The organism is Rhizobium sp. B21/90 (assembly GCF_019355815.1).
Taxonomy (GTDB): domain Bacteria; phylum Pseudomonadota; class Alphaproteobacteria; order Rhizobiales; family Rhizobiaceae; genus Rhizobium; species Rhizobium rhododendri.
Window position 1 is genome coordinate 1,058,085 of record NZ_CP072162.1, and the last position, 19,303, is coordinate 1,077,387.

10 protein-coding genes are annotated in these 19,303 nt (G+C 61.8%); all 10 read right to left on the bottom strand.

Annotated features, from left to right (window positions below; all coding sequences use genetic code 11):
• Nucleotides 1-11: 11 nt before the first annotated feature.
• On the bottom strand, nt 12-1,979 hold the full coding sequence (gene glgX / locus J5278_RS05095; protein WP_209184909.1) for a glycogen debranching protein GlgX: 1,968 nt from the start codon (nt 1,977-1,979) through the stop codon (nt 12-14).
• Nucleotides 1,980-1,987: 8 nt separating this feature from the next.
• A complete protein-coding gene (locus J5278_RS05100) occupies nt 1,988-3,619 on the bottom strand; it encodes an alpha-D-glucose phosphate-specific phosphoglucomutase (protein ID WP_142830533.1) in 1,632 nt (543 codons plus the stop codon).
• A gap of 4 nt (nt 3,620-3,623) precedes the next feature.
• Nucleotides 3,624-5,066: a glycogen synthase GlgA gene (gene glgA, locus J5278_RS05105; RefSeq protein WP_209184908.1), complete on the bottom strand. Its 1,443-nt coding sequence runs from the start codon at nt 5,064-5,066 to the stop codon at nt 3,624-3,626.
• Between the two features lie 4 nt (nt 5,067-5,070).
• A complete protein-coding gene (gene glgC, locus J5278_RS05110; protein ID WP_142830536.1) occupies nt 5,071-6,333 on the bottom strand; it encodes a glucose-1-phosphate adenylyltransferase in 1,263 nt (420 codons plus the stop codon).
• 20 nt (nt 6,334-6,353) lie between these two features.
• Complete coding sequence (glgB, locus tag J5278_RS05115; protein ID WP_209184907.1) at nt 6,354-8,561, bottom strand: 1,4-alpha-glucan branching protein GlgB; 2,208 nt, start codon at nt 8,559-8,561, stop codon at nt 6,354-6,356.
• Nucleotides 8,561-11,020, bottom strand: coding sequence for a glycogen/starch/alpha-glucan phosphorylase (locus tag J5278_RS05120; RefSeq protein WP_209184906.1), 2,460 nt, complete (start codon nt 11,018-11,020; stop codon nt 8,561-8,563). The genes glgB and J5278_RS05120 overlap by 1 nt, the downstream gene beginning before the upstream one ends.
• 282 nt (nt 11,021-11,302) lie before the next feature.
• On the bottom strand, nt 11,303-12,535 hold the full coding sequence (locus J5278_RS05125; protein ID WP_247749178.1) for a TadE/TadG family type IV pilus assembly protein: 1,233 nt from the start codon (nt 12,533-12,535) through the stop codon (nt 11,303-11,305).
• 120 nt (nt 12,536-12,655) lie between these two features.
• Entirely contained in the window at nt 12,656-13,534 is an 879-nt protein-coding gene (locus tag J5278_RS05130; RefSeq protein WP_209184904.1) for a transglutaminase family protein, read from the bottom strand.
• 3 nt (nt 13,535-13,537) lie between these two features.
• Nucleotides 13,538-15,955 (bottom strand): circularly permuted type 2 ATP-grasp protein, encoded by a 2,418-nt coding sequence (locus J5278_RS05135; RefSeq protein ID WP_209184903.1) that lies wholly within the window; start codon nt 15,953-15,955, stop codon nt 13,538-13,540.
• A 12-nt stretch (nt 15,956-15,967) separates the two neighbouring features.
• The gene (locus J5278_RS05140; RefSeq protein ID WP_219258321.1) at nt 15,968-19,288 is read right to left on the bottom strand and encodes a DUF2126 domain-containing protein; all 3,321 of its coding nucleotides are present in this window, start codon (nt 19,286-19,288) and stop codon (nt 15,968-15,970) included.
• Between the last annotated feature and the right edge of the window lie 15 nt (nt 19,289-19,303).

Genomic DNA, 19,303 nt, shown 5'->3' on the forward strand with positions numbered 1-19,303 from the left:
ATTCTTTAGGTTTATCGCCTCTGGACCAAGAAACGGACGGTGCGTGAGGGGACCGAAATATGCCCGGCAACCTCCGCCTCACTGCTGGCGGAGAGAAGACGCCAGGGGTTGGAGCCCGACCCCGGAAGCGCGAACGCTTGCTCCGCATGCGTCCGGTTGATCACGACGGCGAGACGCGCCGGTTTCCGATCGAGACGGTCGACCGTGTTCAACACCATCGTCAGCGTGGATAGATCGGGTGTCTGCCATTGCTCGACCGTCATCGGCGCTGCCGAGGGCGAGAGCCAGGCGACGTCCTCGTCAGTCAGGAAGCCGGTCTGCGAAAAAATGGCGAAGCGCTTGCGGACGTCTGCAAGAAACGAGGTATGGCTGACCAGTTCGTCGTCGAACGCCGCCCAGTCCACCCAGGTGATGGCGTTGTCCTGGCAATAGGCATTGTTGTTTCCGCGCTGCGAACGTCCAGCCTCGTCGCCGGCTGTCAGCATGATCGAGCCGCGCGTGGCAAACAAGGTCGACAGCATCGCCATGACATCAGTGCGACGTCTCGTGATGATCTCGCTGTCGTCGGTTTCACCCTCGACACCGTTGTTCCAGGAGAGATTGTCGCTATGGCCGTCGCGGTTGTTTTCGCCGTTGGCCTCATTGTGCTTCTGGGTGTTGGAGACGAGGTCCATCAGCGTGAACCCGTCATGGGCGGCAAGGAAGCTGACGCTGCGGGTCTGCTTGCGGCCGTCGCGCTCGAACGATGGTGCCGAGCCGGCGAGCAGTGTCGCAAGATCGCCGGTCATGCCTTGGTCGCCGCGCCAGTAGCGGCGCGTGTCGTCGCGGGCGCGGTCGTTCCACTCGAGAAACGGCGCCGGGAAATTGCCGAGCTGGTAGCCGCCGGGACCGATATCCCAGGGTTCGGCGATCATGACCCTGTCGGCCAGTACGTCATCGGCCAGCATGGCGCTGAGGGTTTCGCCGTGGGGCTGGAAACCTTCGGCGGTACGGCCGATGATCGGCGCCAGATCGAAGCGGAAACCGTCTATGCCTGCCTGCAGCACGAAATGACGCAGACTGTCTATGATCAGCTGGCGGATATAGGGATGGTCGCAGGCCACCGTGTTACCGGTGCCCGTGTCGTTGACGAGTTCGCCGGGGCTACCTTCGACATGACGGTAGAAAGACAGGTTGTCGAGGCCGCGCAGAGACAGGGTGCTGCCCTCTCGGTCGCTCTCGCCGGTGTGGTTGAAGACCAGATCGAGAATGACGGCAATGCCTTCTGCATGCAGTGCTGCGACAGTGTCGCGAAGCTCCGTCATGCCACCTGGGACCAGCCGGGGGTCGAGCGCCATGAACGACACCGGATTGTATCCCCAACCGTTGGTCAGCCCGAGCGGTGGCAGATGCCGCTCGTCGATCCAGGCGGTGATCGGCATCAGCTCGATGGCATCGACGCCGATCCGCTTCAAATGGCGGATAACTGCGGGATGGGCGAGGGCGCCGACCGTGCCGCGCCGGGCCTCGGGGACATCGGTATTGAGGATTGTGAAAGGCTTGACGGCGACTTCGTAGATCAGACCGCCGGGCGCGAAGCGGGGCGCCTCGCGCCTCGCGGCGATGTCGGCTGTCACGACCGCCTTCGGCATCAGCGCTGCCGTATCCTCGCCGAAAATTCCGAGCCGGCTGTGGTAGACGAAGGGACGGTCGAAGATCCTGGCATAGGGGTCGGCGAGGAGTTTTGCCGGATCGAACCATAGGCCGTTGTCGGGATCGTAGGGACCGTGCGCCCGGTAGCCGTAGCGCGCACCCTCTTTCAATCCCGGCACGATGACACGGTGAACATCGCCATCCCGCGTCATCGGCAGGCGTGCGGTTTCGGTGCCTGCTTTATCAAAGATGCAGAGCTCGAGCAGGGTGGCGTGGCTTGACCATACCGCAAATTCGGCGCCGTCGGTTGTGAGGACGACGCCGCCCTGCTGCAGCTTTTTTGCCATCTGCCGGATCAGGTGATGACGGTCGGTGCAGGGCGACCGGTTCGGCCGCTGATGTCTGCAACCGACTGGGCCGCTGCGATCAGATCTGCAAGTGCTGCCTGCGTTTCGATGTTGTGGCGGGTCGAGTCGGGCTCGTAACGCTCGATGTAGAGGCGCAGCGTGGCGCCGGATGTGCCGGTGCCGGAAAGCCGGAAGACGATGCGCGAACCGCCTTCGAACAGGATGCGGATCCCCTGGTTGTTGCTGACCGACTTGTCGACCGGGTCGTGGTAAGAGAAGTCGTCGGCGGACGTCACCGTCAGGTTGCCGATCTTGGTGCCCGGCAGGGTCGGCAGCTTTTCGCGCAGCGCGTCGATAAGGCCGTTGGCGGCTTCCGTGTCGACGCCTTCATAGTCGTGGCGCGAATAGTAGTTGCGGCCGTAGGTCGCCCAATGCTGGCCCATGATGTCGGCAACGCTTTCGCCGCGCACCGCCAGGATGTTGAGCCAGAGCAGCACCGCCCAGAGGCCGTCCTTTTCGCGAACGTGGTTCGAGCCGGTGCCGGAGCTTTCCTCGCCGCAGATCGTCGCCATGCCGGCATCGAGCAGGTTGCCGAAGAATTTCCAGCCGGTCGGGGTTTCATACATGCCGATGCCGCGCTTCTCGGCGACACGGTCGGCGGCGCCCGAAGTCGGCATGGAGCGGGCGATGCCGACGATGCCGTGCGAATAGCCGGGTGCCAGGTTCGCATTGGCGGCAAGAATGGCGAGGCTGTCGGACGGGGTCACGTAGGCGCCCTTGCCGATGATCAGGTTACGGTCGCCGTCGCCATCTGATGCCGCACCGAAATCGGGGGCATCGTCGCTCATCATCTCCTCGTAGAGTTCATGGCAATTGGCGAGGTTCGGGTCCGGATGGTGGCCACCGAAGTCGGGAAGCGGCTTGAAGTTGCGGACAGATCCCGAAGGCGCGCCGAGGCGATTTTCGAGGATTTCCTTGGCATAGGGGCCGGTGACTGCGCTCATCGCATCGAAACAGATGCGAAAGCCGAGGCTGATCAGGTTGCGGATGGCGCCGAAGTCGAACAGCTCTTCCATAAGCGCTGCGTAGTCCTCGACAGAATCGATGACCGAGACGATCATGCCGCCCGGCATTTCTTCCTTGCCGATGCGGTCGAGATTGACGTCAGGGAAGTCGGCGATCTTGTAGCTGTCGATGACCTTGGTGCGTTCAAAGATCGCGTCGGTGATCTTTTCAGGAGCAGGGCCGCCGTTTCCGGTGTTGTATTTGATGCCGAAGTCTTCGGTCGGGCCGCCGGGATTGTGGCTTGCCGAGAGGATGATGCCGCCGAAGGCCTTGTATTTGCGGATGACATGGGAGGCGGCCGGGGTCGACAGGATGCCGGCCTTGCCGACCATTACCTTGCCGAAGCCATTGGCTGCGGCCATTTTGATGGCCTTCTGGATGACATCGCGATTGTAGTAGCGACCGTCGCCGCCGATGACCAATATCTTGCCCTGAAAGCCTTCCAGCGAATCGAATATCGACTGGATAAAGTTCTCGGCATAGTTCGGCTGCTGAAATTCCGGGACTTTCTTGCGCAGGCCGGAAGTGCCGGGTTTCTGGTCAAGATAGGGTGTTGTCGGAACCGCTTTGATCATCGGGTTAGTTGCCTTTCGAGACGAGGCTGGAATAAAGGGCGGCGTAGCGCTCTGCGCTCTTTCCCCAGGATACGTCGGATTTCATGCCCTGCTTTTGCATCTGCGTCCAGAGTTTTCGATCCTGAAACAGCCGGATGGCGCGGCGTACTGCCTGCAAAAGACCGTCTACCGTGACCGGTGCAAACTGCACACCGGTGGCTACTTTTGCCTGTAGAGCAGCGTGATTGGCGTCGATGACGGTGTCGTTCAGCCCACCGGTGCGTGCCACGATCGGCACGCAGCCGTAGCGTAGGCCGTAGAGCTGGGTCAGCCCGCAAGGCTCGAAACGGGAGGGAATGATGATGCCGTCGCAGCCTGCCTGCATCAGGTGCGACATCGGTTCGTTATAGCCGACGGCCATGCCGACGCGGCCGGGATGGGCAGCGGTTGCTGCGAGCAATGCACCCTCGAGTGCTGCGTCGCCGGCGCCGAGGATAGCGAGCTTGGCACCCATGCCGACAATCTCGTCGATCGTGGTGGCGACGAGGTCCATACCCTTCTGCCAGGTCAGGCGGCTGATGATGCAGAAGATCGGCGCATCGTCGTTGTCGAGATGAAAATGGTCGATGATCGCCAGCCGGTTCTCGTCCCTCTTTGTGAGCTTCGAGAGGCTGAAGTTCTGGCTGATCATCGCATCGGTGTCCGGGTTCCAGACGTCTGAATCGATGCCGTTGACGATGCCGTGGAGGTCTCTCTGGCGGCTGGCAATGACGCCTTCCAGCCCCATGCCGAACTCGGGGGTGAGGATTTCTTCGGCGTAGGAGGGGCTGACGGTGGTGATCGCATGGGCTGCCTGCAGGCCACCCTTCAAGTAGCAGACGTCGCCGTAGTATTCGACGCCTTCCATGGAGAGGGCATGGCGCGGCAGCTTCAGCTTCGGGAAGATATCGTTGCCGAACTGGCCCTGGAAGGCGATGTTGTGGATGGTGACGACACTCGGGATTTCCGGTGTCTCGCTATAGCGCATGTAGACCGGCACCATGGCGGCCTGCCAGTCGTGGACATGGACGATGTCCGGCTTCCAGTCCGGAATCACTCCCGCCGCAATCTCGGCTCCGGCGAGCGACAGCGCGGCAAAGCGATGCCAGTTGTCGGGGTGGTCCCTGCCGCGTTCATCGACATAGGGGCCGCCGGCCCGGTCGAAATAGGCGGGGGCGTCGAGAACCAGCACCGACATGCCGTGATGGTCGACCTCGAGCAGGGTGGCGGGGGCGCCGAGCAAGTCGCTGAAGACATGTACGACGACGGGTGATCTTATGACGCTCATCACTGCCCGGTAGCCGGGCAGCAGGGTTTTGGTGTCGATGCCGTGGCTCTTAAGCGCTCCGGGCAGGGCTCCGACAACGTCGGCCAGGCCCCCTGTCTTGATCAATGGGAAGACTTCGGACGCGACCGACAGGACTTTCATATTATCAAATATCCAGTTTATCGATCATCGATTGGGTGATCAGGCAGATACCGCCTTCGCTTCGGCGGAAGCGCTTGGCGTCGAGCTCGATGTCCTCACCGACAACCAGACCCTCCGGAATGGTGACGCCGTGGTCGATAACGACGTTCTTCAGCTGCGCCCGGCGCCCGATCTTGACGCTCGGCAGCACGACGGCACCTTCGAGGCGCGAATATGAGTTCGCCCTGACGCCGGTGAACAGCAGGCTGTTCGACAGTGTCGCGCCCGATATGATGCAGTCGCCCGCGACCAGCGAGGATACGGCCGAGCCGCGGCGGTCTTCGTCGTCATGGACGAATTTCGCCGGCGGGTTGATTTCGGCATAGGTCCAGATCGGCCAGCTCTTGTCGTAGATATCGAGTTCGGGGACGATGGCCGTCAGATCGACATTGGCCTGCCAGTAGGCGTCGATGGTGCCGACGTCGCGCCAGTAGGGCTCGTTCTCGAAGTCGGAGCGAACGCAGGACTGGGCGAAGCGGTGGGCGACGGCTTTGCCGTTCTTGACGATGTAGGGAATGATATCCTTGCCGAAGTCGCGGCTGGAATTTGGATCGGCCGCATCGCGGCGCAGCTCCTCGATCAGGAACTTGGTGCGGAAGACATAGATGCCCATCGACGCGAAGGAGCTTTCCGGCTTGCCCGGGATTGCGGGTGGATCGGCGGGCTTCTCGACGAAATCGATGATGCGGTCATGCTCGTCGACGTGCACCACGCCGAAGCCGACAGCCTCCATGCGTGGCACTTCCAGGCAGCCGATGGTGACGTCAGCGCCTGAGTCGACATGCTGCTGCAGCATGTATTCGTAGTCCATCTTGTAGACGTGGTCGCCGGCCAGGATGACCATGTATTCGACGCCGTAGTCCTGGATGATGTCGATGTTCTGGAAGACGGCGTCGGCGGTGCCCTCGTACCACTGCGTTTCGGAAACGCGCTGGCTGGCCGGGAGGATGTCGAAGCTTTCGTTACGCTCGGGACGGAAAAAGTTCCAGCCGCGCTGCATGTGGCGGATCAGCGAGTGCGCCTTGTACTGCGTCGCAACGCCGATGCGACGGATACCGGAGTTCAGCGCGTTAGACAGCGCGAAATCGATAATGCGTGCCTTGCCGCCGAAGTACACCGCAGGCTTTGCGCGGCGGTCGGTCAGTTCCTTCAGGCGGCTTCCTCGGCCACCTGCGAGGACATAGGCCATAGCGTCGCGCGCCAGGGGCTGAATACGTTTCTCTACCATTTTATCCTCCCAATCGATTCTTAAAATTCCGGTTCCAGCAGAATGGTCGCCAGCGGCGGCAGGGTGATGTTGGCCATGATGCTTCCCCCGGCATTAACGGCCTGCACCCGTCCTCCGTTCCCTTTGCCGCTGCCGCCATAGATGTCGGCATCGGTATTCAGGATCTCCCGCCAGCGCCCCTCCGCTGGCAGTGGAAGCGCATAGTTCTCCCGATAGACAGGCGTGAAATTGGTGATCACGGCAATCGGCTTTTCACCCGGTGCCTTGCGCAGCCAGGCATAGACCGAGTTGGTGTCGTCATCCACGACGAGCCACTCGAAGCCTTCGCCCTCGCAGTCGCGCGCATGCAGCGACGGCTTGCTGCGGTAGGTGAAGTTGAGGTCGCGTACCAGCCTGCGCATGCCCTCGTGCATGCGGTATTGCAGCAAGTTCCAGTCGAGCGCTCGCTCCTCGCTCCATTCACTCCACTGGGCAAACTCCTGGCCCATGAACAACAGCTTCTTGCCGGGATAACCCCACATGAAGCCATAGAAAGCGCGCAGGTTGGCGAATTTCTGCCAGTCGTCGCCGGCCATCTTGGCGATCATCGAGCCCTTGCCGTGCACCACTTCGTCGTGGGAAATCGGCAGAACGAAATTTTCGGAATAGGCGTAGATCAGGCCGAAGGTCAGTTCGCTGTGGTGGTGCTTGCGATGCACGGGCTCACGGGCAAGATAGCTCAGCGTGTCGTGCATGAAGCCCATGTTCCACTTGAAGCCGAATCCCAGTCCGCCTTCGTGCACGGGCGCCGAAACCTTGGGCCACGAGGTGGACTCCTCGGCGATCGACATGACGCCGGGGTGGCTGCCGTAGAGCCGCTTGTTCATCTCCTGGAGGAAACGAACGGCCTCGAGGTTTTCGTTGCCACCATACTCGTTGGGCACCCATTCGCCGTGCTTGCGCGAATAGTCGAGGTAGAGCATCGAGGCGACGGCATCGACGCGCAAGCCGTCCAGATGGAATTTCTCGGCCCAATATACGGCGTTGTTGAGCAGGTAGGAGACGACCTCGGTGCGACCGAAATTGTAGATCGCGGTATTCCAGTCAGGATGAAAGCCCTGGCGTGGGTCGGCATGCTCGTAAAGGGCTGTGCCGTCGAAATGCCTGAGGCCGTGGGCGTCGGTCGGAAAGTGCGCCGGCACCCAGTCCAGGATGACGCTTACGCCAACTTTATGGGCGCCGTTGACGAAGCGGGCAAAGCCTTCGGGCTCTCCGAAACGGGCCGTTGGGGCGTAGAGACCGGTGGTCTGGTAGCCCCAGGAGGGATCATAGGGGTGCTCGGTGATCGGCAGGAATTCGATATGGGTAAAGCCCATGTCGACGACGTAGGGGATCAGCCGTGAGGCCATCTCGTCCCAGGACAGCATCGTGCCATCGTCGTTGCGCTGCCAGGAACCGGCATGCACTTCGTAGATGGAAATCGGCTGGCGACGGTGGTCGACATCCGACCAATGCTTTCTGTGGGCGTCGTCTTCCCAGTCCTGCACCAGTTCCGGTGTCGTCACCGATGCGTTCTTTGGACGCATCTCGCCGCGTCGTGCATAGGGATCGGCCTTGAGGGGCTGCAGATCGCCGTCCTTGCCGATGATCTCGTACTTGTAGGTGACGCCGGTCCGGACGTCCGGGGCAAAGATTTCCCAGATGCCGCTGTCGCTGCGCAGCCGCATGACGTGGCGGCGGCCGTCCCAGCCGTTGAATTCGCCGACGACGGAAACCCGGCGCGCATTGGGGGCCCAGACAGCGAAATGGAAGCCGTGGACGCCTTCATGCTTTAGCGGGTGGGCGCCCATCTTGTCGAACAGGCGAAGATCGGAGCCTTCGCGAGCGTAATAATCGTCCATCGGGCCGAGCACGGGGCCGAAGGAATAGGGATCCGTGACGGCCCATTCCGCATCGTCGCGGCGGGCGCGGTAGCGCACCGGTTGCAGCTTCGAAAGAGTTACCGGACCTGCGAAAAATCCGGCTGGATCGAGCATCTCGAGTTCGCCGATCAACGTACCGTCGATGGTGGTCGCGCTGACTGCCTCGGCACCGGGAACGAAGCATCGGACGACAAAGCCTTCGTCCGTCTTCTGCACCCCGAGGACCGAAAACGGGTCGGTATGCTCTGCGTTCAGTATCGCTGCGATCGTCTCGGCGGAGACGTTCTTTGCGGCCGTGCCTTCAGCGCCGGCTTTTCGTTTCTTCATCAAGCTCTCCAGATCTCATCCGCATACTGGCGGATGGTCCGGTCGGATGAGAACCAGCCCATGCGCGCCGTATTGCAGATGGTCTTGTTGTACCAGGTCGCCTTATCAGCCCAGAGAAGGTCGACGTCGCGCTGGGCGGCGGCGTAGCTGTCGAAATCGGCAGCAACCATGAACCAGTCATGGGCATAGATACCTTCGATCAGGTCGGTGTAGCGATTGCGGTCGTCCGGCGAAAAGACGCCCGAGGAGATGGCGGCCAGCGCCTGTGCCAGTTCGCGAGACTGCTCGATCACCTGGCGCGGGTTGTGCCCGTCGGTCCTGACCTTGGCAACCTGCTCGGCGGTAAGACCGAAGATGACGATGTTGTCGGCGCCGACATTGTCGCGCATCTCGACATTCGCGCCGTCCAGCGTGCCGATGGTGAGCGCGCCGTTGAGGCCGAATTTCATGTTGCCGGTGCCGGACGCTTCCATGCCGGCGGTCGAGATCTGCTCCGACAGGTCGGCAGCGGGCACCATCACTTCGGCAAGCGAGACGTTATAGTTCGGAATGAATACGACCTTCAGGAGACCGCGCACCGACGGGTCGTTGTTGATGACCTTGGCGACATCGTTGATCAGCTTGATGATCAGCTTTGCGTTGTGATAGCTCGGCGCCGCCTTGCCGGCGAACAGTTTGACGCGCGGCTGCCAGTCGAGTTCGGGATGCGATCGGATCTGGTCGTAGAGGGCCACGGTCTCGACGATATTGAGGAGCTGGCGCTTGTATTCGTGGATGCGCTTGATCTGGATGTCGAACATGGCATTCGGATCCAGCTTGATGCCCATGCGGCCGGCGACCAGATTGGAAAGGCGAGCCTTGTTGTCGCGCTTGATCTTGGCGAATTTTTCCTGGAAGGCGGCATCGCCGGCGAAGGCGTCGAGCGGCTTCAGCTTCTCGGCATCGTCCATGAAGGCGTCGCCGATGGTTTCGCGGATCAGGCTTGTCAGCCCCGGATTGCACTGCATCAGCCAGCGGCGCGGCGTGATGCCGTTGGTCTTGTTGTTGATGCGGTCGGGATAAAGCTTGTTCAGGTCGGCAAAGACCGTGTCCTTCATCAACTCGGTGTGCAAAGCAGACACGCCGTTGATGGAATGCGAGCCGATGAAGGCGAGGTTGCCCATCCGCAGGCGACGTTCGCCGCTCTCGTCGATCATGGAAACGCTGCGGATTTCGGCGTCGGTGAAGTTATGCACCTTGCGCGCTTCGAGCAGCACTGTGGTGTTGATCGCGTAGACGATCTGCATGTGGCGCGGCAGCAGCCGTTCGAACAAGGGGATCGGCCAGCTTTCCAGCGCTTCCGGCAGCAGCGTGTGGTTTGTGTAGGAAAACGTCTTGCGGGTGATGTCCCAGGCGGCGTCGAATTCGAAGCCGTGGACGTCGACCAGCAGGCGCATCAGTTCCGGAACGGAGACGGCCGGATGGGTGTCGTTCAGCTGGATAGCGACCTTGTCCGGCAGCGATGTCAGGTCGTCATACTGCTGCAGGTGGCGGCGGATAATGTCCTGCAGCGAGGCAGAGCAGAAGAAGAACTCCTGACGAAGGCGCAGTTCCTGGCCGGCCGGCGTGCCGTCTGCCGGGTAGAGGACGCGGGTCAGGCTCTCAGCCTTGTTGCTCTCGCGCAGCGCGCCGATATGATCGCCCGCATTGAAGGCGTCGAGCAGGATCGGATCGATCGGCTGGGCTGCCCACAGGCGCAGTGTGTTGACGCGCTTGCCGCGCCAGCCGACGACGGGTGTATCGAAGGCCGCGGCAATCACTCGCTCTGCGGGCTTCCAGACATAGCGCGGCGTATCCTCGTTGCCGGCGACGATTTCCACGGCACCGCCGTAGCCAACCTCGTATGCACTCTCGCGGCGCTCGAATTCCCAAGGGTTGCCGTGCGCCAGCCAGGTCTCCGGCAGTTCGACCTGCCAGCCATCTGCCATCTGCTGGCGGAACAGGCCGTGCACGTAGCGGATGCCGTAGCCATAAGCCGGCACGTCGACCGTGGCCATCGACTCCATGAAGCAGGCGGCGAGGCGGCCGAGGCCGCCGTTGCCAAGCGCTGCATCAGGCTCGAGGCTGGCGATGACGTTTACGTCGACACCGAGCGAGGTGAGGGCCTCGGTGATCTCTTCCATAAGTTCAAGATTGGAAATTGCATCGCGCATGAGGCGACCGATGAGGAATTCCAGAGACAGGTAATAGACGCGTTTGGCGCCGGATGCGTAGGTCTTGCGGGTGGATTCCATCCAGCGGTCGATGATCCGGTCCCGGATGACGAGGATGGTTGCGGTGAGCCAGTCGTGCGGCTTGGCGACCTTGGCATCCTTGCCGATACGGTAGGTCAGGCGCTCGATGATTTCTTCGGCCAGAATCTCAGGACGGGAACTGCGGGGCGCGGGCGCGGGGAGTGAGGCCCTTGAAATCGTATTCATGGTTGGTCTCGCCATTTATGATTTGTAATCAGAGTGTTAAATCTGAATAAATCGTTTTCCGAACGCGTCTCTGCCTCCAGTTTATGCACCGATATAGAGCAGTTGCAACAAAGGAATATCGCGAAAGCGGAAAATAGCCGGAGAGGTTGGTGCGGCACGTCAATTGCGCGCGCCAAAGGGCTGATTTCGGCAGCAAGCGACACCCTGAACGCGAAAGAAAACCCGCTCCGAGGGGTGGAGCGGGTGGGGTGGTTGGGTGAGATGTATCGGACCCATCTGGGCTTACTGGGTCATCCGGACCGTTTGGTCGGCAGCCTTCTGGCCGATTGACTTGAACGCTGCGACCAAGCTGATCATGTCATTTGCCTGGTAATAGTTGGAGATGTTGCCAGCGCAGGATTTGAGCATGTTCTGGCCGTTAGTGGGCGCCATAAACGCCACGGTGTAAATTGTTATGCCGGCATCGCGGGCGCTTTTGCAGCTGTTCAAGGTCGCTGTGTCCAGCGACGGGTTCCAGACGCTGCTGTGGCCTGTGTTTTCACCGTCCGTCATCAGCACTATGTATTTTGCAAACGTCTTGTTACCCTTCAGCAGTTGCGCTGATGCTTCGGCGTTTGCCGTCAGCGCGCTATATGCTTGGGCCATGGGGCCGCTCGCATCTGTGCCTCCTGTTGGCACGTCATCAATCCTGTTGACGTAGCTGCGCATCGAGGAACTTCCCCAGGTTTGCGGCTCGGGCTTGCCCGTGTCAGTGGTGTCTGTGTAGGTTAGCCCCCCGAGGCGAACGAGAACTTTCGTCGGGTCGCTCTTGTCCAACTGGTCAAACAGCACGCCAGCGGCCTGTTTGAGTGCAGCTATCTTGCTTACGTAGCAAGGCGCTGTGTAATAGGCGTATGGCCAAGACGATTCCGTGTAGTTCCAGCAAGCCAATTGGCTTGTGTCCTTCGTACTAGTGACCCAGGCCATTGAACCGGACTTGTCGAGAGCGAGAAACATGGAAAGCGCCTGACCGGTCGAGGTGGCCGCGGTCGCGCTGTTGCTGGAAGTCGAACTGGACGTTGCAATCGTGACCTGATTCCATCCCAACAGTTTGGTCATGCCGTTGACTTGCTGCGGAAAGCTGCCGTTTATCGACACGGCATAGCTTTTGCTGCCGGTGGTAGCATCGGTCGTGGGTGTGACATTGACCTTGGTGCCCGATTTCAGGGCCGCAAGAGTGGTCGCGTCGGACCCGAGATAATTTGCCATCTGGCCGGAGACGAAGTCCTTGCCGAAGGCTTGTGCATTCGTCGTGGTGGTCGTTCCGTCGGCCAATGCGCTGGCCGTCGCCAGTGCTGCGGCATCGGTCGCATTCTGCAGCTGGTTCTTCGACAACACCATGTTGGAGACGTCTACTGCCACTCCGGCGCCGGCAAATACGACGGGCACCGCTAGCGCCGTCAGAATGCCGAAATTGCCGCTCCGGTCGCTGAAAAAACGGCGCAAGCCGAAACCGGATCTGAAACTGGTGCTCATCATGTTCACCTAAGGTATTGCCCCACAACTCTGGGTACCCTAGTCGGGTAATCCTTTTCATTGCATTGACAACTTAGGTACGAATTGAGCGATCCGGCTGCATATTCCAGTTTTGGGAATCTAGCCGAGAGGAATGACGTCGACTGCCTGGTCGATCTTCTGGCTGCCGTAGCTCTTCAGCACGCCAATGACCGGTGCGACATCGGAATAGTCACGGCCGTAGGCGACGACGATGTGGTCTGTGCTCGCCGGTATATCGTTAGTCGGATCTAGCTCTATCCAGCCGACGGTTTCACCGCACCATGCGCGCACCCAGGCGTGCATTGCATCGGCGCCTTCGAGCCGCGTCTTGCCGGGTGGCGGGATGGTGCGGAGGAAGCCGCTGACGTAGCCGGCGGGGATGCCGAGGCTGCGCAGCGCGATAATCATGATGTGGGAGAAGTCCTGGCAGACGCCGCGTTTCAGCTTGAAAGCCTGGTCCGGCGTGGTGTCGACATTCGTCGCCTTGCCGTCATAGGTGAAGTCCTCGTAGATCTTCGAGCACATGGCGCGGGCGATCTGCATCACGGTGAGCGGGCTCGATGCCCACTGGCGGGCGTAGTCGGCGATCTCGGTGCTTTCAGAGAGGCGCGGACTGGCGCTCAGGAAATGGTGCGGAGACAAGGCATCGACAGACCAGCAATCGGCGATCTCGTCTGCTAGGTCCGGCAGAAGCGGCGAGAAATCTGCCGTGGTTGCGAGGCTTTCTACGTGTACACGGGCCTTCATCCGGATCTCGAGCTTTTCATGGGGCTTGCGCACCAGGAGCGAGGTCGTCGGATGCAGGAAGAAGTCGGTAAACAGCCTCTGCTCTTCCGGGACAGGCGAGATCGTCAGGGAACCCGCTACCAGCCGCTGGCGGCCCGGCAGCGACAGGGGCAGCAACCGCAGCATGTGACGGGCGTTGGAGGCCGGGATCTGGTAGGTATAGCCCATTTTCAGGGACAGGTCGTATTGCATGATCTATCCCAGATAGGTGTGAGCCAGAAGGTCCGACAGATGTTCGAGTTCGCGCTCAAGCCGTTGGTAGGCGTCGGCCGTCATGGTTTCAGGCGTCAACACTGCCAGGCCCGATTGTAGCCTGAGTGCCTCGCGACAGAAGGGCGACATCTGGCCATTGACTGTGGCGCCGGGAAGTTGCGCCACCTCGCGGTGGATCTCGTTCAGCTGGAACAGGATCGAGCGCGGATTGAGCGGGTCAAGGGCCAGGAGGTCGGTGACCGTCAGCCGCGCGGTATTGACGTTGTAGCGCCGACGGTGGGTCATGACGCTGTCGCCGATTTCGAGCAGCATGTCGAGCGATCCGTCCGGCGCATCCGGGCCTGACATATGGCCGAGTACACGGGTCATGAACAGGCCACGCTCGATGTAGCGACCGAGAGACAGGAAGCGCCAACCGGTGAAGCGGTACATGTTTTCGTGCACCAGACCGGCAAAGCCTGCAAGCTTGCGCAAAAGGATCGTCATCGCATGGCTGGCGTCGTCGCCGGCTTTCACGTGGTCCTTGAAACGTCGGGCGGTCTTGGCGAGATCGTTTAGGGCCAGCCAGCCGTCGGGGGAAAAGCGGTCGCGAATGTTGCTGGCGGAATAGACGGCGCTCTCGATATTGCGCAGCAGGGTTTCCGGCACAGCCTCCTTGGTGTCGATGTCGACGATGCCGAGATAGTCGCTGACGTCTGCCAGCAGCGGCTGGTTGGGATCGGCGGATTCTGCGAAACGGCCATGCCAGGCGCGAAGGATGCGCAGCGCGCCTTCGGCCCGCTCGATGTAGCGGCCCAGCCAGAACAGGTTGTCGGCAGCGCGGCTCGGCAGGCTTCCCGGCATGTTGCGCGTGAAAGTTTCCTCCGTCGGCAACAGCGTGCGGCGCTCGACGGGCTTGTCGCTGACGATCCAGACGTCGGCAGCCGATCCGCCCGACTGCATGGCGATGGCTGCCACATCGTCGCCGCTGCCGATGCGGGCAAAGCCGCCGGGCATGATCTTCCAGCCGTTCTCGGTGCGGGCGGCAAAGACACGCAGGCTCATCGGCCGCGGCTGCAGCTTGCCGTTTATCCAGGCCGGAGTGGTCGACAGGGTGACGACCTCCTGTCCGACCAGCTTGCGACCGTCGCTCTTCAGCCAGTCGGCAATCGATTCCTTTGCCGTGGCGCGCAGGGTCGAGCCGAGCACGGATTGTCCGTTGTCGTCGAAGAAGGGAAGTCGGGAATAGGCCGGCCCGATCACCATCTTCTCGATGTTGCGGGCGACCTGGGCGCGCTCGGCCTTCTGGCCGCACCACCAGGTGGCGATCGAGGGCAGTTTCAGCTCTTCGCCCAGCAGGTGGCGCGATATCGTTGGCATGAAGGCCAGCAGCGCCCGCGTCTCGAGCACACCGGAGCCGAGCGCATTGACGATGGTCACCGATTGCGAGCGCAACGCCTCGACAAGGCCGGGCGTGCCGATATGGGAGTGCTGCGCGAGTTCCAGGGGGTCGGCATAGTTTGAGTCCAGGCGACGCCAGAGGACGCTGATCGGCTTCAGTCCGGCGACGGTGCGTACCATCACCTGGTTATTGACGACGGTCAGGTCTTCGCCCTCGAGCAGCATGAAGCCGAGGTAGCGAGCGATGTACGCGTGCTCGTAATAGGTTTCGTTTGCGGGGCCGGGCGAGAGAACCGCGATCCTGCCGTCACCGCCCTGCTTCATGGCCTGCAACGTATCGCGGAAGGCGCCGAAGAACGAGGCGAGCCGATGCACGCTGGCATCGGCATAGAGATCGGAAAAGGCACGGGTCGTGGCAACGCGGGTTTCAAGCGCGAAGCCCGCTCCTGACGGGGCCTGCGTCCTGTCGGCCAGCACCCACCAGTTGCCATCTGGCCCACGGCCGATCTCGAAAGCCAGGAAATGCAGATAGTGGCCGCCCGCCGGTTTCACGCCGACCAGCGGTCTCAGGAATTCCGGGTTGGAGCCCACTAAAGCCGGTGGGAGATAGCCTTCCTTGACCAGGGTGTTGTCGCCGTAGATGTCGGCGATGACCTTTTCCAGCAGGTTCGCGCGCTGCACCAGGCCTTCCGACAGGGTCTGCCATTCACGCTCGTCGATAAGCACTGGAATATGCGATATCGGCCAGTTGCGTTCAGTGACACCCTTGGTGCCGTAGTCGCGGTAGAAGACGCCGGCATCGCGGAGATAACGGTCGGCGCGGGCAAAGCGCTCGTGCAGCTCCTTTTCCGGCATGCGGCTGAGGCCCGCCAGAAACTTCTGCCAGACGGGACGCACGGCGCCGGATTTGTCGACCATCTCGTCGGCGACGCCGGGCATGGCGGCATAGGCAAAGGCCGGATCGATGCCGATGTCAGCCGTTGCCTTTTCCGTGCCTACAGTTGCCGGTTTCTTGGACATCGCGTTCTCAGTTCAAATTCCGGTCGGACGCCTGAGATCCAGGGTCAGCGGAAATTCCGGGGATGTCAGTTCTGGCCGCAGGGGATAGGCGCCAGCAGTGTGGCCCCACGGTTCGAAGCGGGCAAGGCGGCGAGCTTCCGCCTCGTTGTTGTTCACCGGGAAAGTCTCATAGTTGCGACCGCCGGGATGCGCAACATGGTAGATGCAGCCGCCGATCGACCGCTGCGACCACGTATCGTAGATATCGAAGGTCAGCGGCGTGTTGACGGGCAGTACCGGGTGCAGCCCGGAGGCCGGATGCCAGGCCTTGAAACGCACGCCGGCCACCGAGACGCCGGCGACGCCGGTCGGTGTCAACGGCACGGCGCGACCGTTGCAGGCGACCGTGTAGCGAGACGGGTTATTGCTCTCCAGCCGGACCTGCAGCCTCTCGACCGATGAATCGACGAAGCGAACAGTTCCGCCGATTGCCCCTTCCTCGCCCATGACATGCCATGGTTCGAGTGCCTGGCGAAGTTCCAGCTTGTTGCCTTCGTATTCGACTTCGCCCGAGAACGGGAAACGGAATTCGAGCTGTGCCTGGAACCACTCCGGCCTGAGGTCAAAGCCGTGGGCCTTGAGATCGGCCAGCACGTCGAGGAAATCCTGCCAGATATAGTGCGGTAGCATGAAGCGGTCGTGCAGCGACGTTCCCCAGCGGACAAGACGGCCGTCGATCGGCTCCTTCCAGAAGCGTGCGATGAGCGCGCGGACCAGCAATTGCTGGGCAAGACTCATGCGGGCATTCGGCGGCATTTCGAAGCCACGGAATTCGACGAGGCCGAGGCGGCCCGTCGGGCCATCCGGGGAAAACAGCTTGTCGATGCAGATTTCCGAGCGGTGGGTGTTGCCGGTGACGTCGATCAGCACGTTGCGGAACAGCCGGTCCACTAGCCACGGAAGCGGCGGCTCGCCCATTCCCGGCGCGGGGACCTGCGCCATGGCTATTTCCAGCTCGTAGAGGCTGTCGTGACGGGCTTCGTCGAAGCGCGGCGCCTGGCTGGTCGGGCCGATGAACAGGCCGGAGAACAGATAGGACATCGAGGGATGGCGCTGCCAGTGCAGAACCAGGCTCTTCAGTAGATCCGGGCGGCGCAGGAACGGGCTGTCGGCGGGGTTTTTGCCGCCGACGACGACGTGGTTACCGCCGCCGGTGCCGGTGTGCCGACCGTCGATCAGGAACTTGTCGGTGCCGAGACGGGTCTGGCGCGCCTCTTCATAGACGGTCGTGGTGATGGCGACACATTCCTGCCAGCTGGCGGCCGGGTGGATGTTGACCTCGATGACGCCGGGGTCGGGCGCGACGCGGATGACGTTGATGCGCTCGTCGTGGGGCGGCGGATAGCCTTCGATATGGATCGGAAGGTTGAGCTCGGCGGCTGCGTTTTCAGCGGCAGCGATCAGCTCGAGGTAGTCCTCGATGCGCTCGACCGGCGGCATGAACACGCAGAGGCGGCCATCGCGCGGCTCCACAGACATGGCCGTGCGCACCGCGCCACCGATTTCACCGATGGTCTGCTCGACCCGCGATTGGCCGCTGTCGTCGGTCTGGAAGGAGGCTTCCGGCATGGCGCGGCCGGCCGGCACCACGACATCAGGCAGCGGTACGCGGGGGATCGAGGGATCTGCCTCGTGGATGTAGGGATAGCTCGAAGGCGGCACGTAGGGCAGGGTGCCGAGCGGCAGGCGATAGCCGACGGGGCTGTCGCCGGGCACGAGGAAGATCTTGCCGCGGCGGGTCTTCCATTTTTCGCTGATCCAGCGCTGGCCGCTGGCCTTGGCGTTCCACGCCTGCACCGGCAGGATGTAGCCGGTCGCAACCGTCAGGCCGCGCTCGAAAACGCGAGCGATGCGGTTGCGCTCCTCGGGGTCCTTGAGCTTCGAATTCGACGGATCGACATTTTCGGGCAGGCTGCCTTCCTTGATGATCCATTCGGCCGGATCTTCATAGGCCGGCAGCACCATGTCGGGCTCGATGGCCAGCTCCCTGGCGATGGCGGTGAGGAGTTTACCGGCATCCTCGGCCTTGACGCCGGTGTCGGCGCCTTCGGCGGCAATGAGGGCGGGGTTCTGCCAGATCGGCTTGCCGTCCTTGCGCCAATAAAGTGAGAAGGTCCAGCGCGGCAGGCTTTCGCCCGGATACCATTTGCCCTGGCCGTAATGCAGGAAGCCGCCGGGTGCAAAGCGTTCGCGCAGCTTGCGGATAAGCTTGTCGGCGAGATCGCGCTTCGTCGGGCCGACGGCAGCAGTGTTCCATTCCTCGCCCTGCAGGTCGTCTATCGACACAAAGGTCGGTTCGCCGCCCATGGTCAGGCGGACATCTTGGTCGACCAGAACCTTGTCGACGGCCTCGCCGAGGGCGTTCAGCGCTTGCCAGGACTCCTCTGAAAACGGCTTGGTGATCCGCGGATGCTCGGCGACGCGGGTCACGTTCATGGCGAAATCGAATTCGGTGTTGGCCTGGCCGAAGATGGCGCCGGAGATCGGCGCGGCATTGCGATAGTGCGGGGTGGCGGCCAGCGGGATGTGGCTTTCGCCGGTCAGGAGGCCGGAGGTCGGGTCGAGGCCGATCCAGCCTGCACCGGGCAGGTAGACTTCGCACCAAGCGTGCAGGTCGGTGAAATCGACTTCCGTGCCGGAGGGGCCGTCGAGCGCCTTCAGGTCAGGAGCCAGCTGGATCAGGTAGCCGGAAACGAAACGGGCGGCAAAGCCGAGGTTGCGCAGCACTTCGACCAACAGCCAGCTGGTGTCGCGGCAGGAGCCAAGCGCTGCCAGCAGCGTTTCCTCCGGCGTCTGGACGCCGGGCTCCATGCGGATCACGTAGTTGATGTCGCGCTGCAGGCGGGCATTCAGGTCGACGACGAAATTCGTGGTGCCGGTCGGGGAGCGGTCGATGGTCGCCATGAAGGCCGCCAACGCGTCGCTCAAGGGTTCCGGCTGCATGTAGATCTTCAAGTCGTCGCGCAGATCCTCCGGATAGTCGAAGGGCCACATCTGCGCCGATTCCTCGACGAAGAAATCGAACGGATTATAGACCGTCATGTCGGCGACGAGATCGACCTCGATCTTGAATTCGGTAACAGGATCGGGAAAGACGTAGCGCGCCAGGTAGTTGCCGTAAGGGTCCTGCTGCAGGTTGACGAAGTGATTTTCCGGCGAAATCTTCAGCGAATGGCTGATGACGCGGGTCTTCGAATGCGAGGCCGGTTTCAGCCTTATGATCTGCGGCCCGAGCCGGACCGGCGTGTCATACTTGTAGTGCGTCAGGTGGTAGATACTTGCTTTGATGGACATATTTTTTTCTTTTGC

Excerpts from the sequence above, each read along its gene's own strand:
- glgX (WP_209184909.1), bottom strand. The coding sequence starts at position 1,979 with ATGGCAAAAAAGCTGCAGCAGGGCGGCGTCGTCCTCACAACCGACGGC.
- J5278_RS05100 (WP_142830533.1), bottom strand. The coding sequence starts at position 3,619 with ATGATCAAAGCGGTTCCGACAACACCCTATCTTGACCAGAAACCCGGC.
- glgA (WP_209184908.1), bottom strand. The coding sequence starts at position 5,066 with ATGAAAGTCCTGTCGGTCGCGTCCGAAGTCTTCCCATTGATCAAGACA.
- glgC (WP_142830536.1), bottom strand. The coding sequence starts at position 6,333 with ATGGTAGAGAAACGTATTCAGCCCCTGGCGCGCGACGCTATGGCCTAT.
- glgB (WP_209184907.1), bottom strand. The coding sequence starts at position 8,561 with ATGAAGAAACGAAAAGCCGGCGCTGAAGGCACGGCCGCAAAGAACGTC.
- J5278_RS05120 (WP_209184906.1), bottom strand. The coding sequence starts at position 11,020 with ATGAATACGATTTCAAGGGCCTCACTCCCCGCGCCCGCGCCCCGCAGT.
- J5278_RS05125 (WP_247749178.1), bottom strand. The coding sequence starts at position 12,535 with ATGAGCACCAGTTTCAGATCCGGTTTCGGCTTGCGCCGTTTTTTCAGC.
- J5278_RS05130 (WP_209184904.1), bottom strand. The coding sequence starts at position 13,534 with ATGCAATACGACCTGTCCCTGAAAATGGGCTATACCTACCAGATCCCG.
- J5278_RS05135 (WP_209184903.1), bottom strand. The coding sequence starts at position 15,955 with ATGTCCAAGAAACCGGCAACTGTAGGCACGGAAAAGGCAACGGCTGAC.
- J5278_RS05140 (WP_219258321.1), bottom strand. The coding sequence starts at position 19,288 with ATGTCCATCAAAGCAAGTATCTACCACCTGACGCACTACAAGTATGAC.